Source organism: Cohaesibacter marisflavi, assembly GCF_900115225.1.
Classification (GTDB): Bacteria; Pseudomonadota; Alphaproteobacteria; order Rhizobiales; family Cohaesibacteraceae; genus Cohaesibacter; species Cohaesibacter marisflavi.
The window spans coordinates 512258-528800 of record NZ_FOVR01000002.1 but is presented as its reverse complement, the minus strand read 5'-3'; the positions used below and the strand labels follow the sequence as shown (position 1 = coordinate 528800).

The 16543-nt window shown below is 54.4% G+C and carries 12 protein-coding genes and 1 other RNA gene; 8 read left to right on the top strand and 5 right to left on the bottom strand.

Features of this window, described 5'->3' with window-relative positions; translation table 11 throughout:
* Window position 1: 1 nt before the first annotated feature.
* Window positions 2-2008: a DNA polymerase III subunit gamma/tau gene (locus tag BM258_RS05760; protein ID WP_090069884.1), complete on the bottom strand. Its 2007-nt coding sequence runs from the start codon at window positions 2006-2008 to the stop codon at window positions 2-4.
* 222 nt (window positions 2009-2230) lie between these two features.
* An RNA gene (gene ffs / locus BM258_RS05755) (signal recognition particle sRNA small type) lies at window positions 2231-2328 on the bottom strand.
* Between the two features lie 88 nt (window positions 2329-2416).
* Between ffs and BM258_RS05750 the strand changes: the two genes are divergently transcribed.
* Together BM258_RS05750 and nudC are read left to right on the top strand one after the other, a co-directional pair.
* Window positions 2417-2824, top strand: coding sequence for an HIT family protein (locus BM258_RS05750; RefSeq protein WP_090069881.1), 408 nt, complete (start codon window positions 2417-2419; stop codon window positions 2822-2824).
* Between the two features lie 116 nt (window positions 2825-2940).
* Window positions 2941-3939: an NAD(+) diphosphatase gene (gene nudC / locus BM258_RS05745; protein WP_090069878.1), complete on the top strand. Its 999-nt coding sequence runs from the start codon at window positions 2941-2943 to the stop codon at window positions 3937-3939.
* Window positions 3940-3955: 16 nt separating this feature from the next.
* Here the strand turns inward: nudC and BM258_RS05740 are convergent, their stop codons facing one another.
* Window positions 3956-5077: an acyltransferase family protein gene (locus tag BM258_RS05740; RefSeq protein ID WP_090069875.1), complete on the bottom strand. Its 1122-nt coding sequence runs from the start codon at window positions 5075-5077 to the stop codon at window positions 3956-3958.
* A gap of 314 nt (window positions 5078-5391) precedes the next feature.
* On the opposite strand from BM258_RS05740, the gene BM258_RS05735 reads away from it, so the two are divergent.
* Window positions 5392-6315, top strand: a complete 924-nt coding sequence (locus BM258_RS05735; RefSeq protein ID WP_090069873.1) for an MBL fold metallo-hydrolase — start codon at window positions 5392-5394, stop codon at window positions 6313-6315.
* 99 nt (window positions 6316-6414) lie between these two features.
* On the opposite strand, the gene BM258_RS05730 is transcribed toward BM258_RS05735, so the two are convergent.
* Complete coding sequence (locus BM258_RS05730; protein WP_090069871.1) at window positions 6415-9042, bottom strand: bifunctional diguanylate cyclase/phosphodiesterase; 2628 nt, start codon at window positions 9040-9042, stop codon at window positions 6415-6417.
* 534 nt (window positions 9043-9576) lie between these two features.
* On the bottom strand, window positions 9577-10464 hold the full coding sequence (locus BM258_RS05725) for a prephenate dehydratase (protein WP_175527940.1): 888 nt from the start codon (window positions 10462-10464) through the stop codon (window positions 9577-9579).
* A 388-nt stretch (window positions 10465-10852) separates the two neighbouring features.
* On the opposite strand from BM258_RS05725, the gene BM258_RS05715 reads away from it, so the two are divergent.
* From BM258_RS05715 to BM258_RS05695, 5 genes are all read left to right on the top strand, one after another.
* The gene (locus BM258_RS05715; RefSeq protein WP_090069866.1) at window positions 10853-11374 is read left to right on the top strand and encodes a c-type cytochrome; all 522 of its coding nucleotides are present in this window, start codon (window positions 10853-10855) and stop codon (window positions 11372-11374) included.
* A gap of 207 nt (window positions 11375-11581) precedes the next feature.
* Window positions 11582-12196 (top strand): bifunctional nicotinamidase/pyrazinamidase, encoded by a 615-nt coding sequence (gene pncA, locus BM258_RS05710; protein ID WP_090069863.1) that lies wholly within the window; start codon window positions 11582-11584, stop codon window positions 12194-12196.
* Between the two features lie 85 nt (window positions 12197-12281).
* Entirely contained in the window at window positions 12282-13577 is a 1296-nt protein-coding gene (pncB, locus tag BM258_RS05705) for a nicotinate phosphoribosyltransferase (protein WP_210186666.1), read from the top strand.
* Between the two features lie 29 nt (window positions 13578-13606).
* A complete protein-coding gene (locus BM258_RS05700; RefSeq protein ID WP_090069860.1) occupies window positions 13607-14083 on the top strand; it encodes a YbaK/EbsC family protein in 477 nt (158 codons plus the stop codon).
* A 331-nt stretch (window positions 14084-14414) separates the two neighbouring features.
* Window positions 14415-16364, top strand: coding sequence for an extracellular solute-binding protein (locus BM258_RS05695; RefSeq protein ID WP_090069857.1), 1950 nt, complete (start codon window positions 14415-14417; stop codon window positions 16362-16364).
* Window positions 16365-16543: the final 179 nt, after the last annotated feature.

Here is a 16543-nt window from a genome sequence, read left to right as displayed (position 1 = left end):
TCTATAAATTGTCGAGCCCGAACTCGTCCGCGTCATCGATTGTCAAAGACATATCGCCATCTTCGTCCGGGTCTTCAATGACCGGCGCCAGAAATTCTTCTTCAAAGTCGCGATTGATGCGCACGTCAACGACCTTGGAACCGGGGAAGGCCTTGCGCACCGCTTCGACCAGCGGATGGTTGTCGGCTTCTTCACGAGCCTGCTTTTCGCGCTCTTCCTTGCGCTCGAACAGGGTTGCGCCGCCACCTTCCCTTGTAAGGTCGACGAGCCAGCGTTCGCCGGTCCATTCAGAAAGCTTGCGCGACAGTTTGGTCTGGAAAGCCTCGCCATCGGCGCCATCATAGGCGACCACAACGCGTCCTGGCTCAACGCTAACAGGGCGAACGGCCGATTCCAGCGTGAATTGCAGCGCGATGTCGCGATGAGACTTGGCCAGCGCAATGATCTGCTCAAAGCGCGTGATCACGGGTTTGACCGGAGAGGCCGTATTCTCATGACCGGACGGGGGATTGGCGCGGGCCTGACGGGCCACCTGCATTTCGCTCTGGCTGGAGACCAGCCGAAGATTGGCTTTTTCCGTCTGTGCCGGATCCGCATGGCCACGCTGCAAATCCGGTGTTGGCTGATTGGCCGGATTGACACCCGAATTCATGCCCGACCCGGCCTGCATTGCCGTCGGCCCGCCCCCTTGCGATGGGTCGGAGGGCCCTTGATGGGGCATGCCTTGCGGTGGCATATCCTGCTGGTCCTGCGGGCCGGAATGGGCCGGAAGAGTTGCATCCGGCGGGGTCGAAGGGCCTGATCCCGCGCCGGTGGGCATCGGAGGTCTGAAATCTCGGTTGGCGAGCATGCGCAGCGCTTCATCCGGGCTTGGCAGATCAGCCACATAGGCCATGCGCACCAGTACCATTTCAGCCGATGCCAGAGGGCGTGGCGAAGACTGCACTTCAGCCAACCCCTTGAGCAGCATCTGCCAGGCCCGTGAGAGCACGCGCACGGATAGATGAGTAGAAAAATCGCGCCCGCGGGTCTTCTCCGCTTCGGTCGCTGCCGCCTCCGAGCTGGCATCAGGCGTCAGCTTGAGGCGGGTAACCAGATGCACAAAGTCGGCAAGGTCGGAGAGAACCACCGCAGGCTCGGCGCCGATATCATACTGGCTCTTGAGTTCTTCCAGAGCCTTGGCGATATCGCCCTTCATCAGGGCTTCAAACAGATCGATGATGCGTGCCCGGTCTGCAAGGCCCAGCATCTGGCGGGTGGTCTCGGCGGTGATCTTGCCGGCTCCATGGGAAATGGCCTGGTCAAGCAGCGAGAGCGAGTCGCGCACCGAGCCTTCCCCTGCTCTTGCAATCATCTGCAAGGCATCTTCCTCGATTTCCACCTGCTCCTTGTCGCACATGCTCTGCATATATGCAGCCATTTCGCCTGCATCGATGCGACGCAAATCGAAGCGCTGACAGCGAGAGAGGACAGTGACCGGCACCTTACGAATCTCGGTGGTGGCGAAAATGAATTTCACATGCTCGGGCGGCTCCTCGAGCGTCTTGAGCAGCCCGTTGAAGGCTGCCGTGGAAAGCATGTGCACCTCGTCGATGATGTAGACCTTGTAGCGCGCGCTCACCGGCTTGTAGCGTGCTGCTTCAATAATCTCGCGGATATCATTGATCGAGGTGTGGGAAGCGGCGTCCATCTCCATGATGTCCACATGGCGGCCTTCCATGATGGCCTGACAGTGGGTGCCAAGGCGCGGCATATCGATGGTGGGGCTGCTAATTTCGCCGGGAATTTCATAGTTGAGGGCGCGTGCCAGAATACGAGCGGTGGTGGTTTTACCCACCCCGCGTACACCGGTCAGCATATAGGCTTGTGCGATGCGCCCGGTTTTGAAGGCGTTGGTCAGGGTGCGAACCATCGGCCCCTGACCGATCAGATCATCAAAGCTCGCAGGGCGGTATTTGCGCGCCAGTACGCGATAACCTTCAGCTGATTGATGTTCTTGATCGTCCATAAGGGAATCCCGCAGCTTCTTGCAAAAAACGAATATCGCTATCCATAGCAGAGGAACGCGCGCTGCGTCACCTATCTTGTCGCCGGATGCGTCTTTGTTGTTGAAAGGAATACAGAAGACGCGTCATTTCCCGCCCGTGCAAGGGAGCAATGCGAAAAGGACCGTTGGAGAACGGACTTAGAGCGCTCTATTGTGCGTCTGGTCAAATTTTGTGAGGGAAGAGTGGAAGACTGAACAGATGACCCGCTCTGAAACTCGTTAGGGCTGCTTCCTTCCGGACCTGACCCGATTGGCGAGGGGAACGTCCATTGCCAGCCTTCCGTCTGTTCATATGTCACTTGTGACATGCTAATGCAAGAGGCAATAGGCGATTCCTTGTCAGCAAAATTGGGCATATGGAGCAAAAAGATGGTTGAATTCACACTTGATCCCCAACTGAAGGCTGATAGCCTGCCTCTGGCCGAGCTAAAGCTTTGTACTGTGCGGCTCATGAATGATTCCAATTTTCCATGGCTGGTGATGATACCGCAGATCGCGGGCGCGGAGGAATTGATTGATCTTACCCCAAAGGACCAACACCGTTTGACGGATGAAATCGCGCGGGTTTCCAAAGTGCTGCAAGCTGAAACCGGGTGCGACAAACTCAATGTTGCCAGCCTTGGAAATCAGGTGCGCCAGCTCCATATTCATGTTATTGCCCGCTTTGAAGGCGATGCGGCCTGGGCTGGCCCGATCTGGGGCAAGATGCCTGCCCGACCTTATGAAAAGGCATCCGCGTGTACTTTGATTGAAAGGATTGCCGCAGCCCTGCTTTGAAAAGATCTGCTACCCACACGCCTTTTTCTCGGCTCTTCTCTCGCCCCTTCTTCTCTTCGGCTCGCCTAAAGGTTGGCCGCTGCCCGTTTTGACCAGCTTCTGGACACCACTTGACCATGAATGATTTTGCTTTCTCATCCGACCCGTTTGCAGCCGTTCGCTCCGCCCCTACCGTCGAGGGCGTTGGCTTCATGCATAACCGTCTTAGCAGAGACACTGAGCATCGCGATGGGGACAGCATCCCGGCAATGATGGCGCAGAAGCATGCGGGTTTTTATCTGTTTCACAAGGACACTCTTCTGCTGGCCACAAAGGAAGCGACCTCCAGGGCCATCTTTAGCAAGGCAGAAGCTGAAACCTTGGGCGCAGACATGGAAACAGCGATCATTCTTGGCACCGATCCTGAAGAAGAAGCCGCGCCGCGCCTTGCCATGCTGCTTACAGATGAGGCGGCAGACAAGCTGGAAGGAACAGACGGCTACCGGTTTGAATCCGTGCGAACCCTTGGTCTGCATGGCATGCTGCCAAACGATCAGTTGGGCGCTATCGCACAGGCCCGTGGACTGCTGAACTGGCACGACAACCACCCTTACTGTTCCAAATGCGGTAGCAAGACAGTGGTGACCCTTGGTGGTGCCCGTCGTGACTGCCCCAACTGTTCCGCCGTTCATTTTCCGCGCACCGATCCGGCCGTCATCATGCTTGTTCTGCACAAGGATGATGAGGGTGTGGAGCGCTGCCTATTGGCGCACCACACCCGCTTTACAGGCCCAGTCTACACCACGCTCGCCGGCTTCATGGAGCAGGGCGAGACAATTGAAGCGGCGGTGCGCCGGGAAGTCTTTGAAGAATCGGCGGTCCGCGTGGGGGCTGTGCGCTATATGGCCAGCCAGCCATGGCCCTTCCCGGCGTCCCTAATGATCGGCTGTTATGGCGAAGCCCTCTCAAGTGAGATCACGGTGGATCCGACAGAACTGACCGATGCCCGCTGGTTCACGCGCGACGAAGTGCGCACCCTGATGAAACGCGGCACTGACAGCGATCTGCCCCATACACCGGGCCCCTTCTCCATAGCGGCCTGGTTGATCCGTAGCTGGGTGGATATGGTCGAATAGCCCCTCGGGCCTTTGATCAGGAAGGTTTCTTGGAGGGCTGCAGGGCCATGCTCTCGACCATATTGCCAGCCCCCAGCGAGAGAAGCTTCTTGCGCGCAGGAACTTCAAAGAAACGTGCGGACAGCAGGGCAGTGACAATCGTTACGATCAAGGCAAAGGCCAGCACTGGCGCAAAGCCAATAATTTGCATGGGTTGCAGAATCATCAGCCAGCCCAGCCCCAGAATGGACACGGTAAAGACCGGGTGCCACATATAGATGCCGAAGGAAACGGCAGCCAGAGGCATCAGTGGCATGAGATAGGCACTGCGTTCCGGCGCGTTGATTTCCACCTGTGCGGCGAGATAGAGTGCGATGGTTATGGCCACAATATTGGCATAGCCAAAGCGGAAATCCATGAACATCACCAGCAGGGCAAACAGCAGCGCCCCCCATGCATACCAGTGGCTCTGCACCCTGATCAGACGCATGGAAGCGACAATGGCGATGATGGCACCCAGCACGAAATCAGCAAAAACGCGATAGGCACCCCATGTGTTGGCATCCAGCCATGTGGGGAACGGGATGACTTTAAAGTAAGTCAGCCCTTCAAGCGCTATCACACAGAAAGCGAGCAGAGCAACGAGCCCCCATAGTCCGCTTTTACGGAAGATGAACACGATGACCGGCAGGGTGAGATAGCAGAACCATTCCGCAGACAATGACCATGAAACGAAGTTGAAGGCGAGCCCGTCCGACAATCCCCAGGCATTGACCAGAAGAAGCTGACGCACCAGTTCTGGAAAGGAATAATAGTCCGTCAATTCGACCGATAGCCCGGCAACCGCGATGATCAGCCAGGCCATGCAGAAGATTCCCAATGTCAGAAGATGCAAAGGATAGAGCCGAGCCAGTCGGCGCAGCAGGAAGACGCCGTAGGCCCCCGGCCCCGTCAGCCGTTTGGAATAATGCACCCAGATCAGAAAACCCGAGACGATGAAGAACAGATCAAGCAAGGCAGTGAAGACTTCTGCATCCATCGCGAACTGGCGGTAGGCTTCCGGCCCGAAAGCGCAGAAGTGATAGAGCATCACCATAAGTGCCGCGAGCAGGCGCCAGACGGCAAAGAGGGCGAAAACAGGCCTTTTTTCTCCGCTCACATTCTGCTCCTGCTTTTTGCTGATGCCGAAAGGTTCGTGAGGCGCGCCCTGTGTTCCATAAGCAGCCCCATCGCTTGATGCGTATTATGTCTTAGCTCAATTCGATTGAAATCCCGTTAAGGGCGGAAATAGAAGGAAACAGTTGCGACACTGAGCCGCGTGAAAAACTGAACACGATTTCATCACAGGATAGTGTTTCGCCAGTGTCCGTATCCTCGACTACCATTCACGCCCAAGGCAATTGAGGGCACGCCTCGAGAAGGCCTGCCTTGAACCTGTTTTTTGACGCGAATAGTGATCAGGGGAGAAACACTATGACCATTTCTATTGATCGACGCATGGCGATGATTGGCGCTGCGGGCGCCGCCGGGCTTGTGCTTGCACCCAAGGTTTCCCTTGCTGAAGACATGATGAAACCGGCTCTGCCCATGGCCAAGGCCCGTGGCTTCAAGCTCGGAGAGCTGGATGTCATTACGCTGCTGGCCGGCTCGGCCCCGCGCGACAATCCGCATGAGATTTTCGGCATCAATGTCTCCGATGATGTTTTCGCCGAAGTCAGCGCCAAGAATTTCATCGGCACGGATATGGCTCAATTCTACTTCACACCAACGCTCGTGCGCTCCGGAGGGGCTATCATCCTGTTTGACACCGGCCTCAATGCCGAAGGCATCACGGCGGCGCTGGCTCAGGCGGGCCACAAGCCCGAGGATGTAACCCATGTGGTAATCACACATATGCATGGCGACCATATTGGCGGCTTAATGAAGGATGGCGCCCCAACTTTCGCCAATGCAGCCTATCTCACCGGGCAGGTTGAATATGACGCTTGGTCAAAAACCGATAACGCCGGTTTCGCCAAAAATGTCAAACCACTGGCTGAAAAGATGACCTTCCTCAAGGATGGAGACACGGTTGCACCGGGCATCACCGCCATGGCAGCCTTTGGCCACACGCCGGGGCATATGACATTCATGCTGGACAGCATGGGCAAGCAGTTGCTGCTGATGGCCGATTTGGCAAACCATTATGTCTGGTCGCTGGCCTATCCTGATTGGGAGGTCAAATATGACATGGACAAGGCGATGGCCGTGCAGACCCGCCGCAAGGTTCTGGACATGTTGGCAACCGACCGCATCCCGCTGATTGGTTATCACATGCCCTTCCCGGCTGCCGGTTTCGTTGAGACCCGCGATCAAGGCTTCCACTTTGTGCCTGTCAGTTATCAATTGATCGGTTAATCGGTCCCGTAGCTCCCTATTGGCAGGCGGACGGTAGAGCTCCGCCTGCCCCCCCCCCTTCAAGGTCCGTCACCCACGACAGGTGGCTAGTCTACTGTATCAAGCGACGTGAAACCGGCTGCCTTTGGCATGATGAGTGAAGAATTTTTCGCGGGTCATCGGCCGACTGAAGGCGTAGCCCTGCAAGATATCGGCTCCCATGACACGCAGGATTTCGGCATGCTCAAGCGATTCAATGCCTTCGGCAACCACACCGATGCCCAGCGTTCGCCCAATATGGATGATGGAGTGCACAAGCTCGCGCTGATGCTCGCTTGATGTTACCGGTAGGATCAGTTCCCGGTCGATTTTCAAGCGGTTCGGAAGCAAATGCGTCAGGCTGACGATGGAGGCATAGGCTGTGCCGAAATCATCGATCTCGATTTCAATCCCCATCTCCCTTAGCCGACGGATGTTGGCAGCCACTTGTGGTGCGCTGCGATCCAGGAAGGTCGACTCGATCAGTTCGAAGGTCAGATGCGAAGGATCGAAATCCATTGCCTTGAGGCCGGGGATCAGATCTCTGTCGCTCAATCGCTTGGCCGAGACATTGACCGATACACGATCAATATTGAGTCCCTTGTCGGCCCAGAACTGTTTCGTCTCCAGAGCATGTTCCATGACCATTGCGTCGATCTCGCCGGTTACACCTAGACTGTCAGCCAGATCGATGAACATGTCTGGATAGACCAGCCCGCGCTTGGGGTGCGCCCAGCGCGCCAGGGCTTCGGCCCCAACAAGACGATGGGTCTCAGCATTATATTGCCCCTGATAATAGGCAATAAATTCGCGGTTTTCGATGCCACGCAGCAGATCGTCGGCAAGGCGACGTTTTTCATTGGCCGTCTGGAACAGGGGCTGGCTGAAGAATGTGAAGCAGCCCTTGCCATTCTGCTTGGACTGATACAGGGCGAGGTCCGCATTGGAGCGCAGCTTGTCAGGACTTTCCTTGGCATCGGCCCAGTTGGACAGCCCAATGCTCGCGCCCAATCGACAGGCAAGGCCCTTATAATTCTGTGGCTCCGGCATCATGGCAATGAGATTTTCGGCCAGTTCCTGAGGTCTATTTCTGTTCTGCGCACTTGAGCACAGCATGATGAATTCATCGCCGCCAACACGGGCAATGAATTCTTCCTCCTGCTTCAGAGAACGCAGCATATCGGCCACCTTGAGCAGCATGGCATCCCCGGCCGCATGGCCGAAACTATCGTTGATCTCCTTGAAGCCATCCAGATCGACTTTCAAAAGCCAGCTATTCTCGGCATCCTCGAATGGCCAAGGCGCACCATTTTCACCATTGAGGAACTCATCGACATAGCGACGGTTGGGCAACTTGGTGAGGAAATCATGCAAGGCGTTGAACTCTATACGCGTCTTGGCCTTGACGAGTTCCTGATAGCGTCTTTCGCTCTCGGCGCGCGCATCCTTTAACGCTTCCTCGCGCGCGACATGCTTTGTAATGTCCCAGTTGACCCCGACATAAATCATCTTGCCATCGTCATCTGTCCAGCCCAAAGCTGACACACGCACGGTCTTGATCGTCCCGTCTGGCATCTGAAGGCGATAGTCTGTGCAGAATTTTCCTTCACTGGCAATGGCCTTGCGCCCGTCATCAAACAGACGTGCTCTGTCCTCAGGGAAGAGGCGCTCTTTCCAGTCCACTTCATTAACGTCGCAATCAGGGTCGATGCCATAGATCTCACGGGTTTGTTGATCCCATTTGAAACGGCGTACCGCCGGATCAAACTCCCAAACACCGAGCTTGAGGGCATCCACGGCCAATTCGAAGCGTTTTGAAACACTGGCTAGCTGTCGCTGACTTTCGATATGGGCATCTAGGTGCGCCATGCGCTCGCGCGACAGTTTGAACACGATGGCCATGGGAACAACCACCAGCAAAAATGCAGCAAAGGCAATCGCCCGGATGAGCCAGAAGATCGATGATGGAACGCTCCAGCCCCCATGAGGAACAACGCGCAGTTCCCATTGAGCAATGCGGAAGTCAACAGGAACCCTGATCGGATCCATCTCGTTAATGTCTTCTGACCCGAAGAATTGCTCGCCGGATGCTCCCATCCCGTCTTTGCCAACAATAGCATAATCGAGCTCAGCGTCCTCGTCTAGCAAGCCCGCGTATTGATAGAAGAAGTCAACATCCAGTACAGCTGATACAATACCCCAGAAATAGCGCCCCTTGTCTAGAGAATCGATATAGACCGGATAGCGCACAAGGAGCCCGGTACCGCCCTGTACCAGATCGATCGGGCCGGCCATGGTTAACTCGTTCTTGTCTCTCGCTTCGAAAACAAGATCTCTTTGCTCTTCCACATCTCGATAGTCGAGCCCGATTACGCTTTCGTTGCCCTCCAGTGGATAGATATTGGAGACAACCAGATTTGGCGCGATGGCGATAAGCTTCATGGAAGAAAAATTGTGAAAGAGCTGCTTGGCGAGTTGGTTGAACCGTTCAGTGTCTATATCCGGTTCGGTCCGGATCACATTGGCCAGGCCTCGGCCCGTTTCAATATTGGCAATGATCGCGCCTTGAATAGTGAGAGCAACCTGAGTGGCTTTATTGCGCAGTTCAGCGCGCGATTTTTCCAGATATGCGTTCTTACTGATATCTTCGGCAATAAGGGCAACAGCCACGATCACAAGGGTAGCGACAACAACGGGCAGATGGGCCACGTTCCAAAAACGCTCCCTTAAAGCAGCCCAGCTCTTCAACCACTTTTCATTCCGCTCATTGTTCAATGTGTTTGGTCCCGATGTTTATTACCAAAGTAAACTACGCAGAAAAAGTTGAGAATTGGTGAGCAACGAATTCCATTAATTTTAAGTACTTAGATTTGTTTTTGGACAAAGTTCGGTTTAACTTTTTGTTTAGCAAGAACTATGGTCGCGTCGATATTAAGCAGCTACAAATTACTCGTTTTTCTCCAAAATACCCTTTTTGGTAGTGCCTTTTTAGAAAGTACACTTTATAGACGCGTTGATGACCAACATAGTTCCAAAAATAATTCTCCCGCCCCCTCAGGAATTGACATAAGCAGCCCGGTTCACCTCCCTCTTCTCTTTACCTGCACCGATTTACCCTCACCATATGTTTCAAACCCTGTGCTCAGCTGGACACAGAACAATCTGCAACAAAAACGGGCGCGCCCATATGGACGCGCCCTTTTCATATTCACACCACTCAGGAAGGCTTTTTGCCTATCCCTTTCATAGGTCGGGGCTCGGCCGCAAATCGCGGTTGGCCTCGGGTTCGTGGTTCCTTTTGCGATATTCGTGCGCCGGATAAATGCCGAGAATCTTGAGTTCGGCAGAGAAGAAGCGCAACTCCTCAAGTGCCAGACGCACATTGGTATCGTCAGGATGTCCCTCAATGTCAGCATAGAATTGCGTTGCGAAAAACTTGCCGCCGGTCTGATAGCTTTCCAGCTTGGTCATGTTGACGCCGTTGGTGGCAAAACCGCCCAGAGCCTTATAGAGAGCAGCCGGCACGTTGCGCACTCGGAACACGAATGTGGTTACAACAAGATCGGTGCTCTTGTCTGCCTTGATGGGATATTTCGACAACACGATAAAGCGCGTCGTGTTGTGATCTTCATCTTCGATGTCGGCTTTCAGGATATCCAGATCGTAGATGTCAGCGGCAAGCTCGGAAGCGATCGCCGCTTTGGTCTTGTCTCCCTGATTGGAAATCTGATGAGCAGACCCTGCAGTATCGGCCCCGACGATCGCCTGCAGCTTACGGTCACGGATGATCTTGCGACACTGCCCCAACGCCATCACATGACTCTGAACGGACGTGATATCCTCAAGACGAGCCCCACGCAGACCAAGCAGCTGATGATGGATAGGCAGGAAATATTCACCGATGATATGCAGATCGGAGGTCGGCATCAAATGATGGATATCAGCCACGCGACCCGCCACCGAGTTTTCAATCGGGATCATGGCCAGATCCGCAAGGTCATTTTGGACCGCGTTAAAGCAATCTTCAAAGGTTGCCATCGGAACCGCCTCTGCATCTGGAAATACATTGTTACAGGCGGTGTGCGAGTTGGCACCAGGTTCCCCCTGAAAAACGACTTTCTTGGCGATCATAATGGCTCCTTACCGGGCACCCTCGTGCCCCTTCCTTGGATAGACTGTATTTCGTCTGCCTGCTTTACGCTTTGGAGGCGCCAATGTCACGCGCCTTTTATGGCAGAATACGGCCACGAATGCCTCTCTTGCAGGCAATCCGGCAGGACGGGAAAACAAAAAGCAAAAGGATAGGCCCTGCCCCTATCTCCTTTGCAAACATAAGGATTCTTCCTTATGTTGTTGAAAAGGGCCCAGTCTATGGCGAAAGTCGAGCCCTGTTAGCCGCTATTCCTATGGACATCCATCAGGAAAAGCTAGTAGTTTCCGCAGGAAGAATTACCGAGTGAACCTTAGGACCAATCCTAGGTAATCCGTTTCGTCCTTCAAAGACCGGGAGCAAGGACCTATGAACTTTTTCGAATTCAACAAAATGGCTGGCGCTGTTTTGATGGCCCTTATTTTTATTATGGTTACAGGGATGGCAACGGGCTACATCTTCAGTGATGATGCCCCGGACCAGCCCGGCTATGCGATTGAAGTTGCAGACGGGTCTGGCGGCGGTGCTGCCACGGAACCCGAACCAGAGGTGGATTTTGCAACCCTTCTTGCTTCTGCTGACGCAGGAAGAGGCGAGCGCGTAGCCAAGAAATGCGCAGCCTGCCACACCTTTGACGCTGAAATGGCCAACAAGACCGGCCCGCATCTGTTTGGCGTTGTCGACCGCGCTATCGCCTCGGTTGACGATTTCAAATATTCTGACGCGATGGTCGAATTCGGCGATGGCAAGGTCTGGAACCCGGAAACACTCAATGAATATCTGACCAAACCAAAAGATCTGGTGCCCGGTACCGCCATGGCCTTTGCTGGCCTGAAAAAACCGGAAGATCGCGCCAACCTGATCAGCTATTTGCAGACGTTGACAGAATAGTGCTTCTACACTGGAGTAGAAATTCTGACGATATCAAAGGGCCGGAATTATCCGGCCTTTTTCTTTGGTTGCTTTTTTCAGCTGCTTTTATGTTTGCGCAATTTTTTATTTTTTCTTGCGGGCACCATCTGGCGTCGGGCGCAGTTCTTTGATTTAGTAGCGCTAATTTTGTAGGTTACCAGTTGAGTATCTGGAAAGGCGCCCATTATGGAACGCTCACAACATCAAGCGCTTGTCATTATTGATGTTCAGAATGACTTCTGCCCCGGCGGCGCTCTGGCTGTGCCCGGTGGAGATGAGATCATCTCCAAAATCAACCTGATGCAGCAAAACTATGCGCAAATCGTCCTGACACAGGACTGGCACCCGGCGTCTCACAGCTCCTTTGCCAGCGCTCATGACGGCAAATCCCCCTATGACATGGTGCAAATGCCATATGGCGATCAGGTCCTCTGGCCCGATCACTGTATTCAGGGTACCTCTGGAGCCGCCTTCCATGCCGATCTTGTAACAGACAGAGCCGATCTGATCCTGCGCAAAGGCTCCAACCCGCTGATAGACAGCTATTCGGCCTTTTTCGAAAATGACCATCAGACCACGACGGGGCTTGAGGGCTATTTGCGGGACAAAGGCGTGGTTTCCTTGCTTTTCGTAGGACTTGCGACAGACTTCTGCGTGCGCTATTCGGCTGTAGACGCTGCCAAACTCGGGTTTGATGTGTCGGTCGATCTTTCCGCATGCAACGCCATTGATCTTAATGGTTCGCTCAAGAACGCTCTGGACGATATGCGAGCCCATAATATCCACATCATTGGCCAATAGGCTTCACCCATTGCCAAAGCTTGCGCTTGCAAAACGGGCCCTGCCGGTTCAGCCTGCCTGCGTATTTCTTCATTCAGGATAGATCATGACCATCGATCTTGCATCTCGCGTTTATAGTCACCGTTGGAAAATCGACCCCATCGTCCGATCCCTTATCGATACGGATTTCTACAAGCTTCTGATGGCCCAATCGGTTTTTCACAACAAGCCCGACGTGCATGTCGAGTTCAGCCTGATCAACCGCTCCAAGGATGTGCCTCTCGCCAAATTGATCGACGAGGGCGAGCTGCGCGCCCAGCTTGATTATATTCGTGGGTTGAAACTCTCTCGCGGAGAGAGCACATGGCTACGCGGCAATATGTTTTATGGTAAGCGTTCCATGTTCCATCCCGATTTTATGGAGTGGTTCGAGAATCTCACCCTACCCCCCTATAATCTCGAACGGGTGGGCGATCAGTATGAGCTGACCTTCGAGGGCTCCTGGCCTGAGGTCATGCTATGGGAGATTCCGGCCCTTTCGGTTATCATGGAACTGCGTTCGCGAGCGGTTTTACACAAGATGAAGCGGTTCGAGCTGCAAATTCTCTATGCCCGCGCCATGACCCGCCTATGGGAAAAGGTCGAGCGCCTGCGGGCCATCGGCGATGTGCGCGTCGCAGATTTCGGCACCCGGCGGCGCCACTCCTTCCTCTGGCAGGACTGGTGCGTACAAGCCATGCAGGAAGGGCTGGGGGATAACTTCACCGGCACCTCCAACTGCCTCATTGCCATGCGCCGCGAGATGGAAGCCATTGGCACCAATGCCCATGAGCTGCCGATGGTCTATTCAGCTCTTGCGCAAAATGACGAAGAGCTGGCCTATGCGCCCTACAGAGTGCTTGAGGACTGGCAACGCGAGCATGATGGCAATCTGCGCGTCATCCTGCCGGATACCTATGGCACCAAGGGGTTCCTTGAGCGAGCACCGGACTGGCTGACCAGCTGGACCGGTATCCGCGTGGATAGTGGCCAGCCGGAAGAAGCCGCCGAAACCGCCATCCAGTGGTGGAAGGATCGGGGCGAAGATCCACGCAAGAAACTGATCATCTTCTCCGACGGTCTGGATGTGGATCAGATTGGCGCCCTTTATAGCAAATTTCACGGTCGGGTGCGGGTATCCTTCGGCTGGGGTACGTTGTTGACCAACGATTTCAGAGGGCTGGTGCCCGATGACGAGCTTTCGCCCTTCTCTCTGGTTTGCAAAGCGATTTCCGCCAATGGCCAGCCGACCGTAAAGCTTTCGGACAATCCGAATAAAGCCATGGGGCCTGCCGACGAAATCACACGATACAAGCGTGTGTTTAACGTTGGCGAACAGAAGGCCATGGATGTAATTGTATAATTCCGTTTGATTTTGGAGTGATTTTGATAATGGCAGGCAAGAAAAGTTCAAAGGTTCGCGTTCAGGAAGCCATCGATGCCCTGGGGCTCGAAAGCGAAGTGGTCACCATGCCGGATACGACACGGACTGCGGAAGACGCGGCTGCTGCCTGCGGCTGCGCAGTGGACCAGATCGTCAAGAGCCTCATTTTCGAACGTCACGACAACCAGCATCTGGTGCTTCTGCTTATCGCGGGGAGCAACAGGGCTGACATGGACCTTGCCGCCAAAGTGATCGGTTCCACGCTTGATAGGGCCGACCCGAAGAAGGTGCGCTCGGAAACCGGCTTCGCCATCGGGGGCGTTGCGCCAGTGGGCCATCTTTGCCCCATGGAGGTCTATATCGACCCGCATCTGCTTACTTTCGAGACAGTCTGGGCCGCAGCTGGCGCGCCCAACGCCGTGTTCATGGTTGAGCCTCAGGCGCTGATGAAGGCAACAGACGCCAAGCCGCTCAGCGTTGGCTGAAACCGGCCGGATTATTGACATCATTACGAAAAATTCACGGAATATGGCAGAAAATGCCATATTCCGGTCCTATTGCTTTTGAACATTTTCATTATTTGATGCGTTGACTTTTTCAAGACGGCATTTGCCTGAAATTGCGGCTACTCGACCATTGTCAGCTTTGCTAAGGTGGTCCAAATCGGAATGATATCAAAAGACCGTCAGAGCGGTGACTAAGGGCTCATTGCCTTTGCTTGTCTGGATATGCAACGTAATCATGTAACGACACTTCTTCCTGGAGCGGCGCTTGAAGCGCAATGCCAGATGAAGAAGGTGCCACAGGAGAAACAGAGTGTCTCAATCTTTACCTAGTCGCGGCCTTTCGGCCCTCCGAGCCGGGTTCCTTTCCCTTGCGCTTTTATCGAGCGGCGCACTCAACCTGATTGACGGAGACGGCACGGCAAGCGCGGTAGAATTCGAGACATGGGTCAGTGGCTCCTCCCTCATGGGTGAACCGAAATATAAAGGCGACTTTGCTCATTTTGATTATGTCAACGCCGACGCCCCAAAGGGCGGCACCGCACGGCTTGCGGTCACAGGGAGCTATGACAGTTTTAACCCGATCCTGACCAAGGGCGAAGCGGCATCCGGGTTGGGGCTTATTTATGAAACCCTGTTCACTCCCTCCTATGATGAAGTCTCAACCAGCTACGGCCTGTTGGCTGAAGCCATGTATGTGGGACCGGATTTTTCCTATGTGAAATATCGCCTGCGCGAAAATGCCCGCTGGCATGATGGTGTTGCGGTCACGCCGGAAGATGTCATCTGGTCCTTCGAGAAATCCATCGAGCTGAACCCCCAGCGCAAATTCTACTATTCGCACGTCAAATCTGCCGAGATTACAGGCGAGCGAGAAGTGACCTTTACCTTCGATCAGACCGGCAACCGCGAATTGCCCTTCATCGTTGGCGAATTGCTGATCCTGCCAAAGCATTGGTGGACCGAGACCGACGACAAAGGCGAACAGCGCGATATCAGCCACGCAACGCTGGAACCACCGCTTGGTTCTGGCCCCTATGAGGTCAAGGATTTCTCTCCCGGCAAATATGTCGAATATGAGCGCGTGGATGATTATTGGGGCAAAGACCTCAACATCAATGTCGGTGAGAATAATTTTGACAAGGTTCGCTATGAATTCTTCCGTGACAATACGGTGATGTTCGAGGCCTTCAAATCAGGTGCTTATGATTTCCGGATCGAAACCACCGCCAAGACATGGGCCACCGGTTATGATTTCCCCGCTTTGGAAGAAGGCAAAGTCATAAAGGAAGTGGTGCCCGATGAATCGTCCGGCGTGATGGTTGGGTTCATCCCGAACCTGCGACGTGAAAAATTCCAGGATCCAAAGGTTCGTGAAGCGCTCAATTATGTGTTCAATTTCGAGGAAATGAACCGCACGCTCTTCTATGACCAATATAGCCGCATCAACAGCTATTTCTTCGGAACCGAGCTGGCGTCTTCCGGTGAGGCCGATGGGACAGTGCTTGATCTTTTGGAACCGCTGCGCGACCAGATCCCTGCCTCGGCCTTTGAGCCTTACACCAACCCCAAGGTGGAAAGCCGTGAAGATCTGCGCGACAATCTCAAGAAGGCGCTTGATCTCTTCAAGGAAGCAGGCTGGGAGCCGCGCACCGAAGTGGACGAGGAAAAGCGCGACAACGGCTTTTTGCATAAGATCATGGTGGCCGTAGGGCTCGCCAGCGACCCGACGAAAATCGTCATGCGTAACGCCAAGGGCGAAGCCTTCGAGATCGAATATCTGCTCAATGGTGGTGCTTTCGAGAGGGTTGCCCTGCGTCTTCAGGCGTCTCTGGAGCGCGTTGGCATCAAACTGATCCCACGTGTGGTGGACAGTGCCCAGTATGTCAACCGCGTGCGCAACCGCGATTATGACATGGTGTATTTGGGCTGGGGGCAGAGCCTGTCTCCGGGCAACGAGCAGCGCGAATATTTCGGGTCCGCCTCTGCGGACAGGGATGGTTCAGCCAACTATGCGGGCATCAAAAATCCAGCCGTGGACGCCCTCATCGACAAGGTTGTCTATGCCAAGGATCGCGAAGGGCTGATCAACGCCGTCAAGGCAATGGACCGGGTTTTGCTGGCCAACCATTATATCATTCCCGGTTGGACCATGCCGGCAACGCGCATCGCTTATTGGAGCAAGTTCAAGCATCCAAATCCGTTGCCGATGATGACGGTGGGCTTCCCCACGATTTGGTGGTCTGCCGAAGCGACGCAGTAGATGTCCAATTTTCCATGAGGCTTTGTGAGGAGAAAAGGCTTCATGGATTGGTGCTTTGCCACATTTGCGGAACAGCACAAACGCCCGAACAAGGGCGCGATTTGGCTCAAACGAGATGGAGTGGTGGACAGGAGGCCCTCTCTTTCGTCTCTTTGAGCAATTCGGTAACCAAATTCTGA